This window comes from Ignavibacteriales bacterium, from assembly GCA_016709155.1.
GTDB lineage: Bacteria > Bacteroidota > Ignavibacteria > Ignavibacteriales > Ignavibacteriaceae > JADJEI01.
In genome coordinates, this window is record JADJEI010000013.1 from 309,795 (window position 1) to 327,112 (window position 17,318).

The 17,318-nt window shown below is 35.6% G+C and carries 16 protein-coding genes; 11 read left to right on the forward strand and 5 right to left on the reverse strand.

Annotated elements, in window-relative coordinates; genetic code table 11:
- The first annotated feature begins 122 nt into the window (after positions 1–122).
- Complete coding sequence (locus tag IPH11_14560) at positions 123–1,268, forward strand: anion transporter (protein MBK6914805.1); 1,146 nt, start codon at positions 123–125, stop codon at positions 1,266–1,268.
- A 427-nt stretch (positions 1,269–1,695) separates the two neighbouring features.
- Here the strand turns inward: IPH11_14560 and IPH11_14565 are convergent, their stop codons facing one another.
- Positions 1,696–2,742: a deoxyhypusine synthase gene (locus IPH11_14565; GenBank protein ID MBK6914806.1), complete on the reverse strand. Its 1,047-nt coding sequence runs from the start codon at positions 2,740–2,742 to the stop codon at positions 1,696–1,698.
- Positions 2,743–2,820: 78 nt separating this feature from the next.
- Entirely contained in the window at positions 2,821–3,858 is a 1,038-nt protein-coding gene (locus IPH11_14570) for an NAD(P)-dependent oxidoreductase (protein MBK6914807.1), read from the reverse strand.
- Between the two features lie 95 nt (positions 3,859–3,953).
- Between IPH11_14570 and IPH11_14575 the strand changes: the two genes are divergently transcribed.
- The 7 genes from IPH11_14575 (at position 3,954) to frr (ending at position 8,932) form a co-directional block, all read left to right on the forward strand.
- On the forward strand, positions 3,954–4,682 hold the full coding sequence (locus IPH11_14575; protein MBK6914808.1) for a hypothetical protein: 729 nt from the start codon (positions 3,954–3,956) through the stop codon (positions 4,680–4,682).
- A 120-nt stretch (positions 4,683–4,802) separates the two neighbouring features.
- A complete protein-coding gene (rplM, locus tag IPH11_14580; GenBank protein MBK6914809.1) occupies positions 4,803–5,255 on the forward strand; it encodes a 50S ribosomal protein L13 in 453 nt (150 codons plus the stop codon).
- On the forward strand, positions 5,256–5,642 hold the full coding sequence (gene rpsI / locus IPH11_14585) for a 30S ribosomal protein S9 (protein ID MBK6914810.1): 387 nt from the start codon (positions 5,256–5,258) through the stop codon (positions 5,640–5,642).
- A gap of 184 nt (positions 5,643–5,826) precedes the next feature.
- Positions 5,827–6,663: a 30S ribosomal protein S2 gene (gene rpsB, locus IPH11_14590; protein MBK6914811.1), complete on the forward strand. Its 837-nt coding sequence runs from the start codon at positions 5,827–5,829 to the stop codon at positions 6,661–6,663.
- 39 nt (positions 6,664–6,702) lie between these two features.
- Positions 6,703–7,560 carry an elongation factor Ts gene (locus tag IPH11_14595; protein MBK6914812.1) on the forward strand — a complete coding sequence of 286 codons (858 nt, stop codon included), beginning with the start codon at positions 6,703–6,705 and terminating at the stop codon, positions 7,558–7,560.
- A 70-nt stretch (positions 7,561–7,630) separates the two neighbouring features.
- Entirely contained in the window at positions 7,631–8,344 is a 714-nt protein-coding gene (locus IPH11_14600) for a UMP kinase (protein MBK6914813.1), read from the forward strand.
- 33 nt (positions 8,345–8,377) lie between these two features.
- Positions 8,378–8,932 carry a ribosome recycling factor gene (gene frr / locus IPH11_14605; GenBank protein MBK6914814.1) on the forward strand — a complete coding sequence of 185 codons (555 nt, stop codon included), beginning with the start codon at positions 8,378–8,380 and terminating at the stop codon, positions 8,930–8,932.
- A gap of 570 nt (positions 8,933–9,502) precedes the next feature.
- Here the strand turns inward: frr and IPH11_14610 are convergent.
- From IPH11_14610 to IPH11_14620, 3 genes are all read right to left on the reverse strand, one after another.
- Complete coding sequence (locus tag IPH11_14610; GenBank protein ID MBK6914815.1) at positions 9,503–10,648, reverse strand: T9SS type A sorting domain-containing protein; 1,146 nt, start codon at positions 10,646–10,648, stop codon at positions 9,503–9,505.
- A 173-nt stretch (positions 10,649–10,821) separates the two neighbouring features.
- On the reverse strand, positions 10,822–12,555 hold the full coding sequence (locus IPH11_14615) for a matrixin family metalloprotease (protein MBK6914816.1): 1,734 nt from the start codon (positions 12,553–12,555) through the stop codon (positions 10,822–10,824).
- A 26-nt stretch (positions 12,556–12,581) separates the two neighbouring features.
- Positions 12,582–13,658, reverse strand: coding sequence for a hypothetical protein (locus IPH11_14620; GenBank protein ID MBK6914817.1), 1,077 nt, complete (start codon positions 13,656–13,658; stop codon positions 12,582–12,584).
- 348 nt (positions 13,659–14,006) lie between these two features.
- Here IPH11_14620 and IPH11_14625 point away from each other — a divergent pair, with 348 nt between their 5' ends.
- The 3 genes from IPH11_14625 to IPH11_14635 are packed head-to-tail and all read left to right on the forward strand — an operon-like array spanning position 14,007 to position 17,315.
- Positions 14,007–14,663, forward strand: coding sequence for a L,D-transpeptidase (locus IPH11_14625; GenBank protein ID MBK6914818.1), 657 nt, complete (start codon positions 14,007–14,009; stop codon positions 14,661–14,663).
- Positions 14,650–15,255, forward strand: coding sequence for a hypothetical protein (locus IPH11_14630; GenBank protein ID MBK6914819.1), 606 nt, complete (start codon positions 14,650–14,652; stop codon positions 15,253–15,255). The genes IPH11_14625 and IPH11_14630 overlap by 14 nt, the downstream gene beginning before the upstream one ends.
- A gap of 50 nt (positions 15,256–15,305) precedes the next feature.
- Positions 15,306–17,315 carry a BamA/TamA family outer membrane protein gene (locus IPH11_14635; GenBank protein MBK6914820.1) on the forward strand — a complete coding sequence of 670 codons (2,010 nt, stop codon included), beginning with the start codon at positions 15,306–15,308 and terminating at the stop codon, positions 17,313–17,315.
- Positions 17,316–17,318: the final 3 nt, after the last annotated feature.

The window sequence follows — 17,318 nt, forward strand, 5'->3', positions numbered from 1 at the left end:
TTGAAGAAAATTTTTTTAATGATAATAATTTGTAAAAATTGAATTTCAATCTGGCTTTTCATGCTTTTGTAATAGCAGTTACTTTGATTGGTGTAGCCATAGGACGATACCCAAAACTGCGAATGAACCGGGCGACAATTGCGCTGGTCGGGGCGGTGGTGCTTGTTCTTACCGGTGCACTTTCTCTTGATCAGGCATTTTCCGCAATTGATATGAACACAATAGTTCTGCTGTTAGCGATGATGATAATTAATGCTAACCTTCGAATGTCCGGTTTTTTTGGAATTATCGCCGACAAAGTTGTACAAATCTCACGCACTCAAAATGATCTTCTAATTATAATAATTTTTACTTCCGGCATTCTATCTGCACTCTTTTTAAATGATACAATAGTCTTAATGTTCACTCCGCTATTGTTAGAAATTACAAGGAGGGGTGATATAAATCCAATTCCATTTTTAATAGCGCTGGCAACTTCAGCAAATATTGGATCAGCGGCTACTATAATTGGTAATCCACAAAACATGCTTATCGGAATCAGCTCAGGAATTGATTTCAGGACTTTTGCATTTTATCTAACTCCAATCTCAATAATCGGGTTGATGGTCGCCTTGATCGTAATAAAAATTATTTACCGAAAATCTATCCGATCGAATAAGATTAATTTTTTAAAACATAAACCAGCCAAACCATACAAACCACTTCTGTATAAAAGTATCATAGCTTCAGTATTAATGTTGATAGCTCTAAATATTGGAATGTCAATTACTCTTGCAGCTATTGGTGGGGCTTCATTGCTGTTAATTACACGAAGACTTAAACCTGAAAGAGTTTTTAGAGAAATTGACTGGACACTTTTAGTATTTTTTGCATCACTTTTTATAGTTACTCATTCGATTGAAACTACCAGATTATCTGAAGAGATTTTCAGCTCAAATGTAGTTTGGATAACAAATGATTTATGGCGTTTTTCCGGAAGCGCTATGCTGCTAAGTAATTTGGTTTCGAATGTTCCGGCAGTACTTCTTTTCAAACCAATTATTAAAATGATGAATAATCCTCAAATAGCATGGTTAGTTTTGTCTATGGCAACGACATTTGCTGGAAATTTAACATTGATAGGTTCTGTGGCGAATCTTATAGTTGCCGAATCAGCGAAGAAGGAGGGAGTTAAGCTATCTTTTAAGGAATATTTAAAAGCAGGTATTCCTATCACTATAGCAACCGTTATTTTGGGTGTAATTTGGTTCTTGATCATCTCCGGATGAACGCTTGAAATAATAACTAAATATATTTTTATTTAATTATTTTTTATGAAATCCATTTTTATCCTCAGAGCCAAACGGGGATCGAAAAATCCCAATTCCAACAAGAAGATAAATCAGGATAACCAATAAGATCAAATAAAATAGATTAATCATATTCTCCTTCAAAGAATAGATATTATTAATATGACACTTATCGGAAAATTATTAGAGAATTTTTTAGAAAATTGTCTTGAAGCGGTCTTTTTGAAAAGATTTTATATTGAAATGAGGTAGAAATGCAGAAGAGGCTTTCTCAAAAGTGTCATTCTGTGGCGATGCCATCGGAATCTAATGCTTCCATTCTGTTTAATATTTACAAGCTGATCCCGATGTATAGGACAGGATGACAAAAACTGACTTTTGAGACAGCCTCCTCAAGTCTAATTGATTATTTTGCAGCGATTATTTCGTTGGCAAATAATTTTTGAAATTCTTTTGGTTTTCTTTCTTTCCAACTTCCTTTATGATAAGCATACCCGGCAATCAACGGAAGAGCAATAGTTGCCTCTGCATAAACCATTTGTTCAAAAGTGGTAGAAACTTTTCCCCAACTGCTCGCTTCTTTTAAAGTTGAACCGGATAAAGCACCATCTCTTTCATCAGCAACAGTGATTTGAACGGCATATTTGTGCATCTGTGCATCTTCCTGTAGAATATCTGCGGCAACAACAATGTCTTGCGTGAAGTTTTTAGGAACCCCGCCCCCAACCATGAATATCCCGGTCTCCCTGCAATTTAATTTTATTTTTGTCAGTTCAAGAAAATCTTTTGCAGAGTCAACAGAGACATGTTTATCGGGATTATTTGTTTGATGCATGATAAATCCGAACCCGGCAGAACAGTCAGAAAAAGCAGGAACAAATATGGGAACATTCTTTTTATAAGCTGCGTAGATAACCGAGTCATCTACTTTTGGTCCGCCATTCATTTCAAGATATCTGCCAAACTCATAAAGAAATTCTCTAGAGGAATAGGGCTTTGGATCCATTGTATCGAAAATTTTTCCACAAGTTTCGTCGCAAACTCTTAGCTCATCTTCATCAATAAAAGTATCGTAGATTCTATCAATATGAAGGTCTCGCATTTCATTATCATCAACAAACGGAGAACCAATGTAGTGCTTAAATCCAAGTGCTTCAAAGAAATCCTGATCAACCATAATTGCACCTGTCGAAACGATTGCATCAACCATGTTATTCATAATTAAATCATAAACAATTTTTTTCAAACCTGCACTGAATAAACTTCCGGCAAGTGTGAGAATGATCCCGCAGTCTTTATCTTTTTGCATCATATCAAAAATTTTTGCTGCACGGTTCAAATCGCGTGAAGAAAAAGCCATGTATTCCATTGCATCAACTAATGGCACTACATTATGTTTTTTAATATCTATGTGTCTGATAACATCTTTTAAATAATCTTTTTTCGTTGACATTTTATACTCCTTCTTTTTTCTTTCAAATATAAATAATCTTTGATAAATCAAAGTATGTTAGTGGAAAACATTTTTCCGTCAGAAAAATAATTTGGCAAATTTTAACACACCCTGTTTCCATGGAACACGATGGGAAATACCGCTTGTGTTTTCAAATTCGTTAAGATGTTCTAAATACCATTTGTAGTTTCTGACTAATGCATCTTTGTTTGAGAATTTTGGTTTAAAGCCGAGTTTTTTTTCTGCTTTTTCAATTGAAACGAAGGAATCTTTTGAGGCAGTTTCATAAACCCACTTATATAGCGGCGAAAGTTTCAGCGCTTCCAAAATTCTTAGCAGCCAGATAATAGGTGTTTCGGGCAGTCCAACAATCTTTTTACCGTAACCGGTATAGTCCAAAACTGCCTGATAATCTTCACGCATAGTAGTGAATTGTTTTGCTCCAATATTAAAAGTATCATTTACTATTTTTTCATCGAGTTTACAACACAAATAAATTGCCTCGCAAAGATCCTCCACGTCCAACAATTGATATTTATTTTTACCGCTGCCTATCATTGGGAAGCCGCGTTTATCTTTCGCCCAATCATAAAACAAAGCAAACACACCCAATCTTTCGGGTCCGATAAATGATTTGGGACGTATAATAGGGACACACATTCCCTCTTCTCGTTTTTTCAAACATTCTTCCTCTGCCAAAATCTTAGCTTTGCCATAGTGTCCAACTCCATCAAGTTTATCGTATTCAAACAAAGGGTGGTGATCAGGAATTCCATAAACAGCAGTAGAGGAAATGTGAATAAATCTTTTAACATTATTTTTTTGTGCTTGTTTCAGGAGTAATCGGGTTCCCTCAACATCCGTTGTAAAAATTTCATCAGCAGTATAAAGTGGAAGAGCAGCAGCAGTGTGAATCACTATGTCAATATTTTTTAATGATTTTGAAACTATCGTTTCATCACGAATATCACCTGTAATGATTTCTACTTTGTCATTCATGTCCTTATAATTAAAAGGAACAATATCGAGTGATACTATTTCATGCCCTTGATTATGCAAATAGCGGACGAGATTTATACCAAGAAAACCGGCTCCGCCTGTAATTAAAAATTTCATTTTAGCTCCGAGTGATGCGTTGACATTTTAAGTTAATTCTTCTATCTAATCTAATTGAGTTGAATTAACCTATTCTTAATCGTAATTTCGATTAAATGAATTTTGAATATTTAAATAACAAAAATAAAAAACTTTATCTGAGTTTAGCTTTATCTGCTCTGACTCATGTATTTATTTTTTTGTTTTTAGCTTTTTTATTAGGGATAAAAATTAAGAAGCCGATTGTAAACCCCATCTATTTGAATTTCAGTAACGTTACCGAATACCCTCGGGATGAATATGAAACTACGAAGTCGGAACCGGAGGATTCCAAAAAATTAAAACAGACGAATGAGAACACAAAAGAATTAGTTGAACCAATAAAACAAGTACCATTGAACTACCATTTATTTTCTGATTTAGATGCTGATACTTCTGATTTGCAACAAGTATATTTTGAAACTACACTTGACGTGACGATAAAATATCCCGCTGGGTGGACATTTATTGATCAAAATGTTAAGAATAAATTAGATGGCGTGACATTCTGGTTACTTAATTCAGAAATTAAACCTCCGCCTTATGTTCATCTCGAAGTACTTGATAAATATTTGTTCAATCCCGCAAGATTTAATGATAGTTTGAAAATCTCTGATTTCTGGATCTATTATGCGGAACCGAAGGAACTGGAAGGACAGATAACGCAAGTGCTCTACATTCGTACGGATATTGATGAGGATTTTAGTTTAAAAATTATGGTTAATAATTGGGAAAATTATAGAAATTTTCAGCCAAAATTGCTTGGAATGTTAAAAACCTTCGATTTTAAGCGATCTCTCTTCTAACTCTTCTCATCAATTTATAGGCAATGAAATGTTTTAGAGTTAATATTCTTGACTTTCTACATACATAAAAGTATCTTTACAAACTTATTTGATAAAATTTATCCAATTTGGAGTGTATTCTTGAAACAAGAAAAATTAACAAGATTTATTACCACTGAAGACGCGAATCGAAAGTGGTACATAGTAGATGCAAAAGATAAAGTCCTTGGTCGTTTGGCTACAGAAGTTGCCCGAGTTATACGAGGCAAACATAAACCGATTTTTACCCCCAATTTCGACACGGGTGACTTTGTTATTGTAATAAATGCTGCTAGCGTTCGGTTCACCGGCAAACGAGAAACTTTGAAATCTTATTTCTGGCATAGCGGTTATCCGGGTGGGCTTAAAAATGCCAAATTGCAGAATGTCCGTGCTACCAATCCAGAATTTATTATTGAGAATGCCGTTAAAGGAATGTTACCCAAAAATCGTTTGGGTAATAAATTAATTAAAAAGTTAAAGGTTTATGCTGGAGAAGTTCATCCTCATGCAGCACAGAAACCTGAAGTATTAAGTTTTTCGGAGAAAGTATAAATGGCAGATCAAATTTTTATCGGAAGAAGAAAAACTTCTGTAGCACGTGTAATATTGAAGAACGGTGAAGGAAAAATCACAGTCAATGGTATCGAATTTGAGAAAGCATTCCCGCAGGAATTAGACAGAGAAGATATTATAGCTCCATTTAGAGTTACAGAGACACTTGGTCAGTATGACGTTAGAATAAATGTTAATGGAGGCGGCACTACAGGACAGGCTCAAGGTATCAGACTTGGTATTTCGAGAGGTTTAGTTAGTATAAATCCTGAATATAAACCCCTCCTTAAAGCCGAAGGATTTATGACACGAGATCCAAGAATGGTTGAGCGTAAAAAATACGGACAACCGAAAGCTCGTAAACGATTCCAGTTCTCTAAGAGATAATTACGGAGTTCAAGTTCAAGTTCATGTTACTTTTTCTTGAACTTGAACTTGAACTTGAACCTGAACTTTACCATAAACTTGTACATTTTTTAAACAACATACTTTCGGATTTACCTCCTGTGCTCCGATGAATCGGGGTGGAAGGCAAAGATGAAGAAAGTAGCAGAAAACAACAGGAGACATTATGAAAAAAATTGAGATAACTCAGCTTATCGAAGCTGGAGCGCACTTCGGACATCTTACCCGTCGTTGGAACCCTAAAATGAGGAATTACATCTTCATGGAACGAAACGGCATTCACATCATTGACCTTAAACAAACACAATCCTTACTTTACCAGGCGGCTGAAATTTTATCGAAATTTGTGGCTGACGGTAACAAAGTACTTTTTGTTGGAACTAAAAAACAAGCAAAAGGAATTATTGAATCAGAATCAAGACGCTGCGAAATGAATTGGGTCAGTGAACGCTGGCTAGGCGGTATGCTTACGAATTTTTCTACAATTAGAAAAAGTGTTAAGCGGTTAACAAATATTGAAAAGCAGGAGATTGACGGAACGTTTGATAAAATTACCAAGAAAGAAAGACTCTTTCTTACCAGAGAAAAAGATAAACTGAAAAAAATTCTTCAGGGAGTTGAAACAATGGCTAAACTTCCAGGAGCCATTTTTGTCGTTGATATTAAAAAGGAAGCTATTGCTGTTCAGGAAGCAAAAAGATTGAATATTCCGGTCTTTGCTATTGTAGATACAAACTGTGATCCAAATGAAGTTGACTATATGATTCCCGCTAATGATGACGCAGTAAAAACAATTGAAATCATTACTCAATTTCTTGCTGATGCAGTTATCGAAGGTGCGGTTAAAGCAAAAGAACTTAAAGCTGAAGAAGCTGCTGAGAGGGAAAGATTACGAAAGGAAAAAGAAGTAAAAGATTCTGAGGAAAAGAAAAAAATAGCTAAAGCAAAGTCTGAACCTAAAACCGACGAAAGTGAAGCGACAACCGACTCTACACAATCATAGAATTGATTTTTAAATTTTAATAAAGGGAAAAATATTTAAATGGAAATTAGTGCAACTCAAGTAAATGAATTGAGAAAAAAAACCGGCGCGGGAATGATGGACTGTAAAAAAGCCCTCACCGAAGCTAATGGTGATATAGAAAAAGCTATCGAAGTACTTCGTAAAAAAGGTGCTGCCGTAGCTGCTAAACGTGCGGAAAAATCTGCTAATGAAGGAATTATTCTTACTAAAGTTTCGAGCGATAAAAAAGAAGGCGTTATTCTGCAGATAAATTGCGAAACGGATTTCGTTGCAAAGAGCGAAGATTTTATTTCCTTCACTAACGCAGTCGTTAATACTGTCTCTGAATTAAAACCCGAAAATGTTGACACTCTGTTAGAAAAAAGTTCTTTAATCAGCAATGGAATAAATGATCTGCTCGGCAAGGTAGGGGAGAAAATTGAAATCTCCCGATTCAAAATTGAAACAGCGCCGGATGGTCTAATCGTAGATTATATTCACATGGGCAGCAAGCTCGGTGTATTAGTCAAGTTTGAAAACGCACCGGCTGACAACAACGAACTTGCTGTAATAGGCAAAGATATAGCAATGCAAGTGGCTGCAATGAAACCCATCACCACTTACCGCGAAGAAGTGGCTAAAGATGTTGTTGAAAAAGAAATAGATATTTATAAAGAACTTGCCCGAAAAGAAGGCAAGCCCGAAAACATGCTTGATAAAATTTCTACCGGCAGATTGAATAAATTCTACCAGGAAAATTGTTTATTCGAACAGGCTTTTATTAAAGATAATACAAAAACAGTCGGCTCGCTTATCAAGGACTTTAATTCTAAAAATAATACGCAAGTTAAACTTTCACTCTTCCACCGGTTCCATCTTGGTGACGAAAGAAAATAATTGATTCTTAAAAAGGTCTTAATTTATTTAAGACCTTTTTTTTATATTAAAACATAATAAAATAATTTTAATGAAAAATCTTAAGTATAAAAGAGTGCTGCTAAAGCTTAGCGGCGAATCATTATTAGGCGATAAAGGATTCGGCATTGATAACAAAATCTTAGAATTCTTCTCCGCAGAAGTATTGAAAGTGCACAAGGCAGGGGTACAATTAGGAATTGTTATTGGGGGAGGAAATATCTATCGGGGACTATCCGCACACGCTCAGGGAATTGACCGCGCCACCGGTGATCAGATGGGCATGCTGGCAACTATGATAAATTCTCTCGCATTGCAAAATGCCGTTGAGAATAGAGGCATTCACACAAGATTAATGAGCGCAATTAAAATGGAAGAGATTGCCGAGCCTTACATTCGCAGGAGAGCAATCAGACATCTTGAAAAAGGCAGGGTTGTTATTCTTGGCGCAGGTACGGGGCATCCATATTTCAGCACCGACACTGCAGCTTCGCTGAGAGCAGTTGAAATTGGTGCAGAAGTTATTGTAAAAGGCACCCGGGTAAATGGCGTTTATGATTCTGACCCTGAAAAAAATTCCGATGCAATTCAGTTTGAACATATAAGTTATATTGATGTAATTCAGAAAAACCTCCGCGTGATGGATTTAACTGCGGTTAGTTTATGCCAGGAAAATAAATTGCCGATGATTGTTTTTAATATGGATATACCCGGAAATTTATTGAAACTTGTCTTGGGTGAACAAGTCGGAACAATAATAAAATAATTTTATAATCTGAAAAAAGTTTAAGGTGCTGCAATGGAACAAGTAATTAAAGACGCTCAAAACAGAATGAACAAATCTATTGAAGCTTTAAGGGCAGAGCTTGCCAAAGTACGAACAGGTAAAGCTACTACCGCATTGCTCGATGGAATTAAAGTTGATTATTACGGTACACTTTCTCCTTTGACTCAAGTCGGCAATGTATCGGTGCTTGATCCGCATACTTTATCTATAACTCCGTGGGACAAGTCAATGGTTTCTGTAATTCAACATGCAATTCAGGAAGCGAATCTCGGCTTTAATCCTATCAGTGATGGAACGAATCTTAAAATTCCTGTGCCCCCCCTTACAGAAGAAAGACGAAAAGATTTTGTTAAGCTGACAAAAAAATTCGGTGAAGATTCCAGGGTTGCGATCAGAAATATCCGCCGCGATGCTAATGATCATTTGAAGCGTGAAGAAAAAGACAAGAAAATTTCTGAAGATCAATTGAAAGAAGCCGAAGCTAAAATTCAAAAGATGACTGACGAACATATAAAAATGATTGATGATGTTTTAAAGCACAAAGAAAAAGAAATCATGGAAGTCTGATAATACGTTTGGTTTTTATTTAGAGGTAAGCTTTTATTTTTTAATTCGATCTGCTTTTTAACACTGTCCCTGCCTGACTATATCCAAAAAATAAGATTTTGAGCACTCTAAACGACCCTGGAAGACGACTACGCTAAACCGGAAGATGTCGCCGCGTTGATGGTAGATGCATACGCAAGTTTGGTAGATGTCTCCCTAAGCTTCGTAGTTATCGCCGCCGATTGCGGGAATATCGCCGAAGACTTTGGAGACGAGTACGCCTCGTTTTTACACATCTACCGGCATTTGGTAGATGTGTACACGCGGACGGAAGACGACTCCCGGGAAGCCGTAGAGTGCTATATAACGAAGGAAGACCCCAAAAAATTTAACGGTAGATGATTATAAGGCTAAGTTTTTGAAAACGAGGCTGCGAATTTGACTACGGAACGATGTTTTTGTGTACGGGGCAGCGTACAAGGGAATATTGATAGTATCAAATATCATTTTTTTGAAGTGATAAAAATTGATGTAAAACTATAAAAAAACCTCCGATGGCATTGCCATCGGAGGTTTAAAATTTATGAGAAATTACTTCAGAAGCATCAATTTTTTCGAAGCAGTAAAATCATTAGATTTTATTGTGTAAATGTACACTCCGCTTGCAAGCTTGCTTGCGTTGAAGTTTACTTCGTACCTGCCTTCATTCTTAAATCCATCAACAAGTGTAGTAACTTCTCTGCCGAGTATGTCGTAAATTTTTAAAGTTACATCTCCGGCATTTGGTATCTGATATTTAATTGTTGTTGACGGATTGAAAGGGTTGGGGTAGTTTTGTGAAAGATCGTATGAGTCAACTGCTAAGTTACCTTTATAAGAAATTTCTGTGTAAGAATTCTTTCCTAATATTTCCGCATCTGCTTTTATGTCTGCGGCAAAGTATTCTGCATCAAAGTTATTATCAACTATAAGTTTTAATACAACTGTTCTATTACCAATTCCCGAAGTGTTTATCTGGTATGAGATATTTTCGTAAGGAATAACGTTGTCCTTATTATAAGTTACGTTATCATACTCACCTAAGAGTTCTCCGGTCATTTCATCAATCAGTTGTATTTTAAATGTTAATTGATCGGTACTGCTTAAACTGTTGACTGCCGACGCCGAATCTTTCGTTCCGAAAGCTACACTTAAAACTAAATTAGAATTATCAGTAAGAACAAATGAGTTTGAAACAAGAGCATCATTTAACTGGGAAGTATTTTCAAATTGAATGTCATTATCGAATTCTGTAAAGTTTATAGTTTGGTTATCAGCACTAACATCACCAATTATAAAATAAAACTCGGCTTCTGCTTTCTTTATTATTCCTTCTCTGCCGGAGTTATTGACGATCAGGTTTTCTTTAGCAATACTTCCAACACTTGGTGTTACATAAAAATAGTATGGAGATATCAACCTGAACCCAACTGCATACATCGAGTTTAAGTCTGGCGCATTGCTTAGTTGAATATCCTTACCCATTGTTCCAAAAGATCTGATAGAACCCCAGCGCCAGAATTTATTTGCACTTCCATTATTCTCACTCCAGGCAGTTATATCATTACTATTAACATAGGCGGTGGTTGGTGATGCAACATTATTGCCGTACTTGTCAAAAGTTGCACCCCAGCCGAGTGCACTTTTAACTCGTCTAACAGTTCTAATTTCCCAGGCACCAATATATCTTTTTCCCACCCAAACAATTTTTGGGTAATCACCAACAGTTATTATAGAAGGCTGCTCGTTGTAAGTGTAACCGCTTCCGTTGGAGACATTTTCAGTCCCTGAAACCGTGATACTATTATCTGATTCTTTGAACAGTGAGCAATAATTAATATCATTTGATTGTTTCCACGCAAGATGGAATTTTATAGTACTTCCGTCTTTCTTAACGCTAATGTTGGGTTAGTTGAATTGAAGTTAGTTCCTGATATAAAGCCTTCAATTTCATCCATATACCAGAGGATGTCGCCATAAACTTCTGGTAAATATCCAAAACGATAATATATTCCCTCTTGATAGCTTAAATCTTCTATCCGCCAAGCAACCATCAAGTATCCATTTGTACCGTATGCCACAACCGGTGATGCATCAATAGAATAATTATCATCATTTAGACCGGAGACATCTTGAACAGTTCCTAATGGTAACCCAACCATATTGAAATGGGCTATTTTGATTTTAAAATGATCAGAAGAAGTTCGTTCCTGAAATACAATTACCACTGTACTCATCTGAACATCTAATGACGGTAGTTTCGATTCGAGTGTTGAAAGTGGTCTTCCATTATTTGCAATGGACCAGGTAACACCGTTATCAGAACTGATTTCATACCATGCGTACCCCATGCTTGAATAAACTTTATGTAAATATCCGTTATAATCGGTTCTTACTACTTTTCTCTGATTATTATTTACATAAGCTTGAGTCGAACTTGAGTGATTAGGGTATTTATACAAGTTTGTATAGGTTTGGTTACCAGTTGGCGTGATTGTGCGCGGATTACTCGAGGACTTATTATCTGTCCACCAGACAAAGTTATAATTCTTACCATTAATTAGTTTTGGTGTAGGTGCAGTTATAGGACCAGATTCATATTGATAGATTTGTCCTATTGAACCTAACGATTGAGTGTTATCAAATTCGGTTTCTGCAATTAAATTTATTGTGGCTTTATACTTGTATGTAGCCATAAAAGTTGCATCATCTATTTGTTGATCCATAACTGAGTTCAAGGAAATAAGGGAATTATTCTTAAACCATCCACCTTGGTGATCCTGATTGCTATTAAACTTCCTTTCTATTGTTTGATAACTCTGATTAAGGGCATCGAAATGTCTTGTAGATCCATCATTAAAAGCAAATAGTTTTTCATTATTAAGTTCATTTTGTGTGTCATAATTTTGGTAATCAACATTTATTGTTCCTCCGTATGAAACTGAAGCATCAGGATTTACAAATTTATTCTTCACCGCAACTCGATCGTAAATCACATTTATTCCTTCAATATCATAACTATGAAGTGTCCTTTTATTAGGATTAGATATATCATAATACATTACAGTAGCTGAATTATTTGAGTGACATAAACCGAGTATGTGTCCCAATTCGTGTAATGCTACGGCTTGTAGGTCCTTGGCATTTGGTGGATTCTGTTGAAGCGAGAAAGAATGATACCAGTTATTTAATAATAAAACCCCTTGGCAATTTGTTTCTGGATACCAAGAAACTGCAACCCTACTTTCAGTTTGTCCTGAAGAGAGCCATTCATCACCATCCTGAACGAACTTTATAAAAATGTCAGCATCATTAGAACTAAAAGTTTCAATAACAGTAAAGGGGACAGCATTTTCCCAAGTATTAAAAGCAGCTTCAAATGCGGTTTTTTCTAAATCATCAGCAATATCATCTGTACCGTTTGCAAAATAATATTTAAGTTCTGATTTATACCAGTGTCCTCCATTAATTGTATAATTACCCATATTTGGGCAAGATGAGTTTTCACAATCTTCCCATTGAGAATAACCCGTATCAAGAAGTATTGCTAAAAAAACCGTAGTTATTAATATTGCTCTTTTAACATAAGTAAAATATGATTTCATAACACCTCCGTGATTTTTATATGTTTTTATTTACCGTGATATATTATTCCATTGTATATATCACAAATGAAAATTTCATTACCATCACCCCAAATACCAAATAATGATTGAAAATTTGGAGGGGAGTTTCCATTAAAAATATCTATTTCCTTCCAGTCTGTTCCGTTGAATTGATAAGGAAATTTATTAAATCCCACAGCCCAGATATCCTTTTCATTTCGTACAAATGAGTTATATAAACCATTCGGTGACGAAGTTGATACAACTAATGACCAACCTCCTGTATTAATTTCTCCGTTGGTAGCTGAGGTCGAATAAATTCCGTTCTCATTGAAAGTGAATGCCTTATCTTTTAATACAATTAAGCCGTGAGCCCCGAACTTTCCATTAAACAAGGTTGTTTTATCAATGGGTTTAAACTCGTCGCCTGATAGTTTATAAAGGAAAAGGGAATCAATTCCAATTAGGTAATTTGTAAGATAAACATTAGTTCCGTAAACGCTAATCGAAGGTATGACAGACACACTCCTAATAAGAAATCTTGACCATTCATCATTTTTAAATCGAAAAACATCTTCTGCTGTCGTAACCCAGAAATGATCCTTTTCAATTCCAAATACATCCCAATATCCATTAGGCATTTTTGAAGTATCACCAAAAACTTCAGTCCATACACTACCGTTAAAATGCATTACAAATGGTGCTTCTCTTTCAGGATTACTAAATCTTGTTCCGCCAAATGCCCAGACATCATTTTGTTCTGTTCCCCAAACGCCACCAACAATTGCGGAACCACCCCCCGGATCTGTAATTGGTGTTCCTTCAACTGCTCTCTTCCATGCTGTTCCGTCGTAATGCCACAAACAATTTCTCACATCACCTGTGAAATGCGAACCCCACACATCTGTTGGTGCGCTACCCCACATTGATTTTAATTCAATAAAAGTTGGTAAATTTTCATAATCAATGCTATCTATCGTCCAAACATAATCTCTTCTTCCGGGAGGGAGTAAATCAGTAGATCCCACTGCGTTTTCACTGCAGTTAAATGATACCGATATAAGAATAACCAAAATGAAGGCGGGGAAAAATAATAACTTCATATTTCCTTCCATATTTTAATGTGTAAATGTATCAACTATTATGCCAATCCCCCCGAAAATTTTGCTAAAACAAATAATTTTTTTTAGAGTCGGTAATAAAGTTACAAACGCTTCATCAAAACTTACCGAATCGTAAATAAATAATACAGATAATAAACTGTGCCTTAGAAGAAGAGTAAAAAATTGCATTAAATTAAACCAGGTTGTTAAAATCGTCTTCAGTTTTCAGATCTAAAAAAAACAAGCACTTGTATTTTATTTTAATTCGTTTATTTACTCCCAAATATTCTGCCTTTTCTTTAATTTGACCTATAAAATTTAATTAAGATAATTTACTCCAATTCCTGAATGACAAGATTTTTTAAAATGATAGACTTTAGGGTTATCAGAAATATCAGCTTTATGATCTTAAGCATTCTGATTTTTCTTGTCGGGGTAGTGGTATATGGAATAATTTTAAACTTGAGAGAGGTTACTCTTAAAGAAGCAATGGCACTTAAAGGAATTAAAGAATTTCAAAAAGTAAATATTGTGATTGATAGGAGCGCATTCAGTCTGTCTTTATTTGATGACACAACATTAGTAAAAACTTACAAAGCCTCTTTCGGAAGAAATGTTAAAGAGCCAAAAAAAGTTGATGGCGATGGGGCTACACCTGTTGGTGTGTATAAAATTTGCAGTATTGATACAGCAAGTGAGTATCATAAATTTTTTAGAATAAATTATCCCAACCTAAAAGACGCCGAAGAGGTTTTAAGGAGAGGGGGTATTTCGCTGAAGGAATTTGAAAATATTAAATTCAATTATTATTATTCTGACTGTACTCCGTTCAGCAAAATTTTAGGCGGTAATATAGGCATTCACGGAATCGGAAGGCTTAATTTTATTTTCAAAAATCTGCCGTTTGTTTATAATTGGACAGATGGTTCAATCGCTTTGAGCAATGAAAATATTGACGAGTTGTATTCAGTAGTTAAGAAAGGAACTAAAGTTGTTATTAAATAGAAAAAATATTTTTCCCCTTTGCGGAATCATTGCAATGCTTATTACAACTTGCAGTGATAAGGAGGAGGACCCTGCATTTATTGAAAATTTAGATAAACCCGCTTTCGTTTTAGAGCAGGCAAAAAATGTAATCGGCGATAATGTAAAATTTGCAGTGAAAGGAAATTTCTTACCCGATTCAGCAATCGAGGTGGGTGCAGCTTATGAATTTTCAAATCCTTCAGAATGGGGGATAAAATTTTATTTACTTTCTGTGGTTGGAGGAAAGCTTCAAAAAACATTTGAGACAGAATTGCTCGACGGTTCGTTGAAGGAATGCCTTATTGATAAAATAAAAATGAAAGGATTCAACCACGAGTTAATTTATTACAATTCAAAATCATATTTTTTCGGAAGCGGCGGCGGTGAAGTTTACTCTTACATTATTGATCTAAGTGCGAAGGAAATTTATTCAGCGCACTTGCTTTCAGAGCGCAGCAGCAATTCATTGTCTCTTTCCAGCAATGTAGGAGATACTCCGCTGAAGGCTTTTTTTGTTGGTTTGTTTAAGAAAGATTTCCCTACTCTTTCGTTAAGTGAAGATGCAAAATAGAATGAGACCGGCTAAGCGTCATTTAAATAATTGGGAATGAAAAAACAGAAATGACTTTTAAGCTTACAGTAATTTCCTCAGCAATTTTCCTTTCCTCTATATTATTTGCCCAGGAAGCCGGCAAGTATGAATTATCATCCATTGGTTTTGAGGGGAATGAAAAATTATCGTCTTCATTATTATTTACAGTTATCGAATCAAAAGAAAGCCCCGGCTGGTTCTGGAAGTTTCTCGATTCATTCACCCCCTTTGGCTCTGCAGCCGTTTATTTTGATACAGCAAATCTTTCAATTGATCTCAGAGCAATTTCATCTTTCTATTTAGTCAATGGTTTTTTTGAAACTTCGGTTAGTTATGCTTATTCTATTGATTCAGTTGATAGCACAGCAGATGTTAGATTTCTTATAAAGGAGGGGAAGCCCGCTTTATTCGGTAAGCTTAATTTATTTGGATTAGAACAAGTGCCTGAACCCGTTCTATATCCTTTCTGGGATGAAATAGTAGTTGATACAACAAAAAGATTTTCACAAGAAGCAGTGCAGCAAAAAATTTCTAATTCAATTGTTCACCTGCTGAATTCGGGATATAAAAATGCAGTATTTGACAGCTCAATTATTCATAAAGATACTCTGAGGAATAAAGCTGATTTAGATATTTATTTTAGCCCGGGGTTAAGATTTATTATAGATACGGTTATTGTAAATCTTACCGGAGAAGGGCAAGCTGAAGTTAGCGAGGAGTTATTAAGAGAAGTTGCCGGAATTAAGAGCAGCGAATTTTACAGTCTTGAAAAATTAAAACTTAGTCAGACCCGTTTGTTTAGAACCGGACTTTTTAATTCTTTCATTTTCACTTCGGTGGATGAGAATGAAATTGGCGATCGCGTGCCGTTAAGGCTTGATGGTTCCATCGGAAAGATGAATGAACTATCGCCCGAAATAATTATGAATAATCAGCAGAGTGCTTTTAATATTGGTCTCGGTGCTTCTTACACCAGAAAAAATTTTCTCGGTCGCGCACGTAAATTAACTCTCAGTACCTCATTTGGTGTACAGGATATTTTCAATGTTGATTACGGAAATCTTATCCAGGGATTTTCATTTCGCGACACAACTTTGCTCGGTTATCTTGACTCCCGCTTAAGCATTGATCAGCCGTTTCTTTTTGGAAAACCCATTTTTGGCAAGCTTGAGTTTTATGCAACCATAAATAAACAAGCAACATTTAATAATACAATCTATGGTTCAAAATTAATTTTTGAATTTGAATTGCCGCGTTATACCTTTATTAATTTTTTAAATACTTCGTACAATGTTGAAATCAGTAATGAAACTTACCGCACACTAAATCTTACTTTTGCCAACAGATTAATTTCAGCCATAGGTACAGAATTCGGTGGATCCCACACTGACGATATTCTATTCCCAACGGAAGGATATAATCTTTCTATTCAATTGGAAGAGGCGAATTCGCTCCCATATATTTTTAAAAAAATATCAGGTTCGGTTTTCGATGGCGCTCTCTTTTACAAAATTGTAGCTAACACATCATTCTACTTTTCTTTAAATCAAAAACGCACTACCATATTTGCTGTAAAGGAAAAAGTCGGTTACCTGCAAACATTTTTTGGCGATTATCTTGACATTCCACTTAACAGAACTTTTTATTCAGGGGGTAGTAACTCAGTCAGAGGCTGGCGCGCAAATCAATTAGTTCCGAGAGGGACACCGCTTATTTTACTTCCGACAATAAATGGAGTTAACGTTAAAGGCGGGACTTTCCTTCTTGAAGGATCAGCCGAGTTAAGATTCATATTATTAGAAAGTATCGGCGCTGCAATATTTTTTGATTATGGAAATACATGGCTCGGTTATAAACAATTCAGATTTGATGATGTAGCTCTCGCTGCCGGATTTGGCTTTAGATATTATACTTCAATTGCACCTTTCAGATTGGATTTTGGTTTTAAGCTTTACGATCCTGCTGATAAAAATTTTATCTTTCACAAAAATTACTGGGATAATCTCGAAATTCACTTCGGCATTGGCGAAGCTTTTTAACCA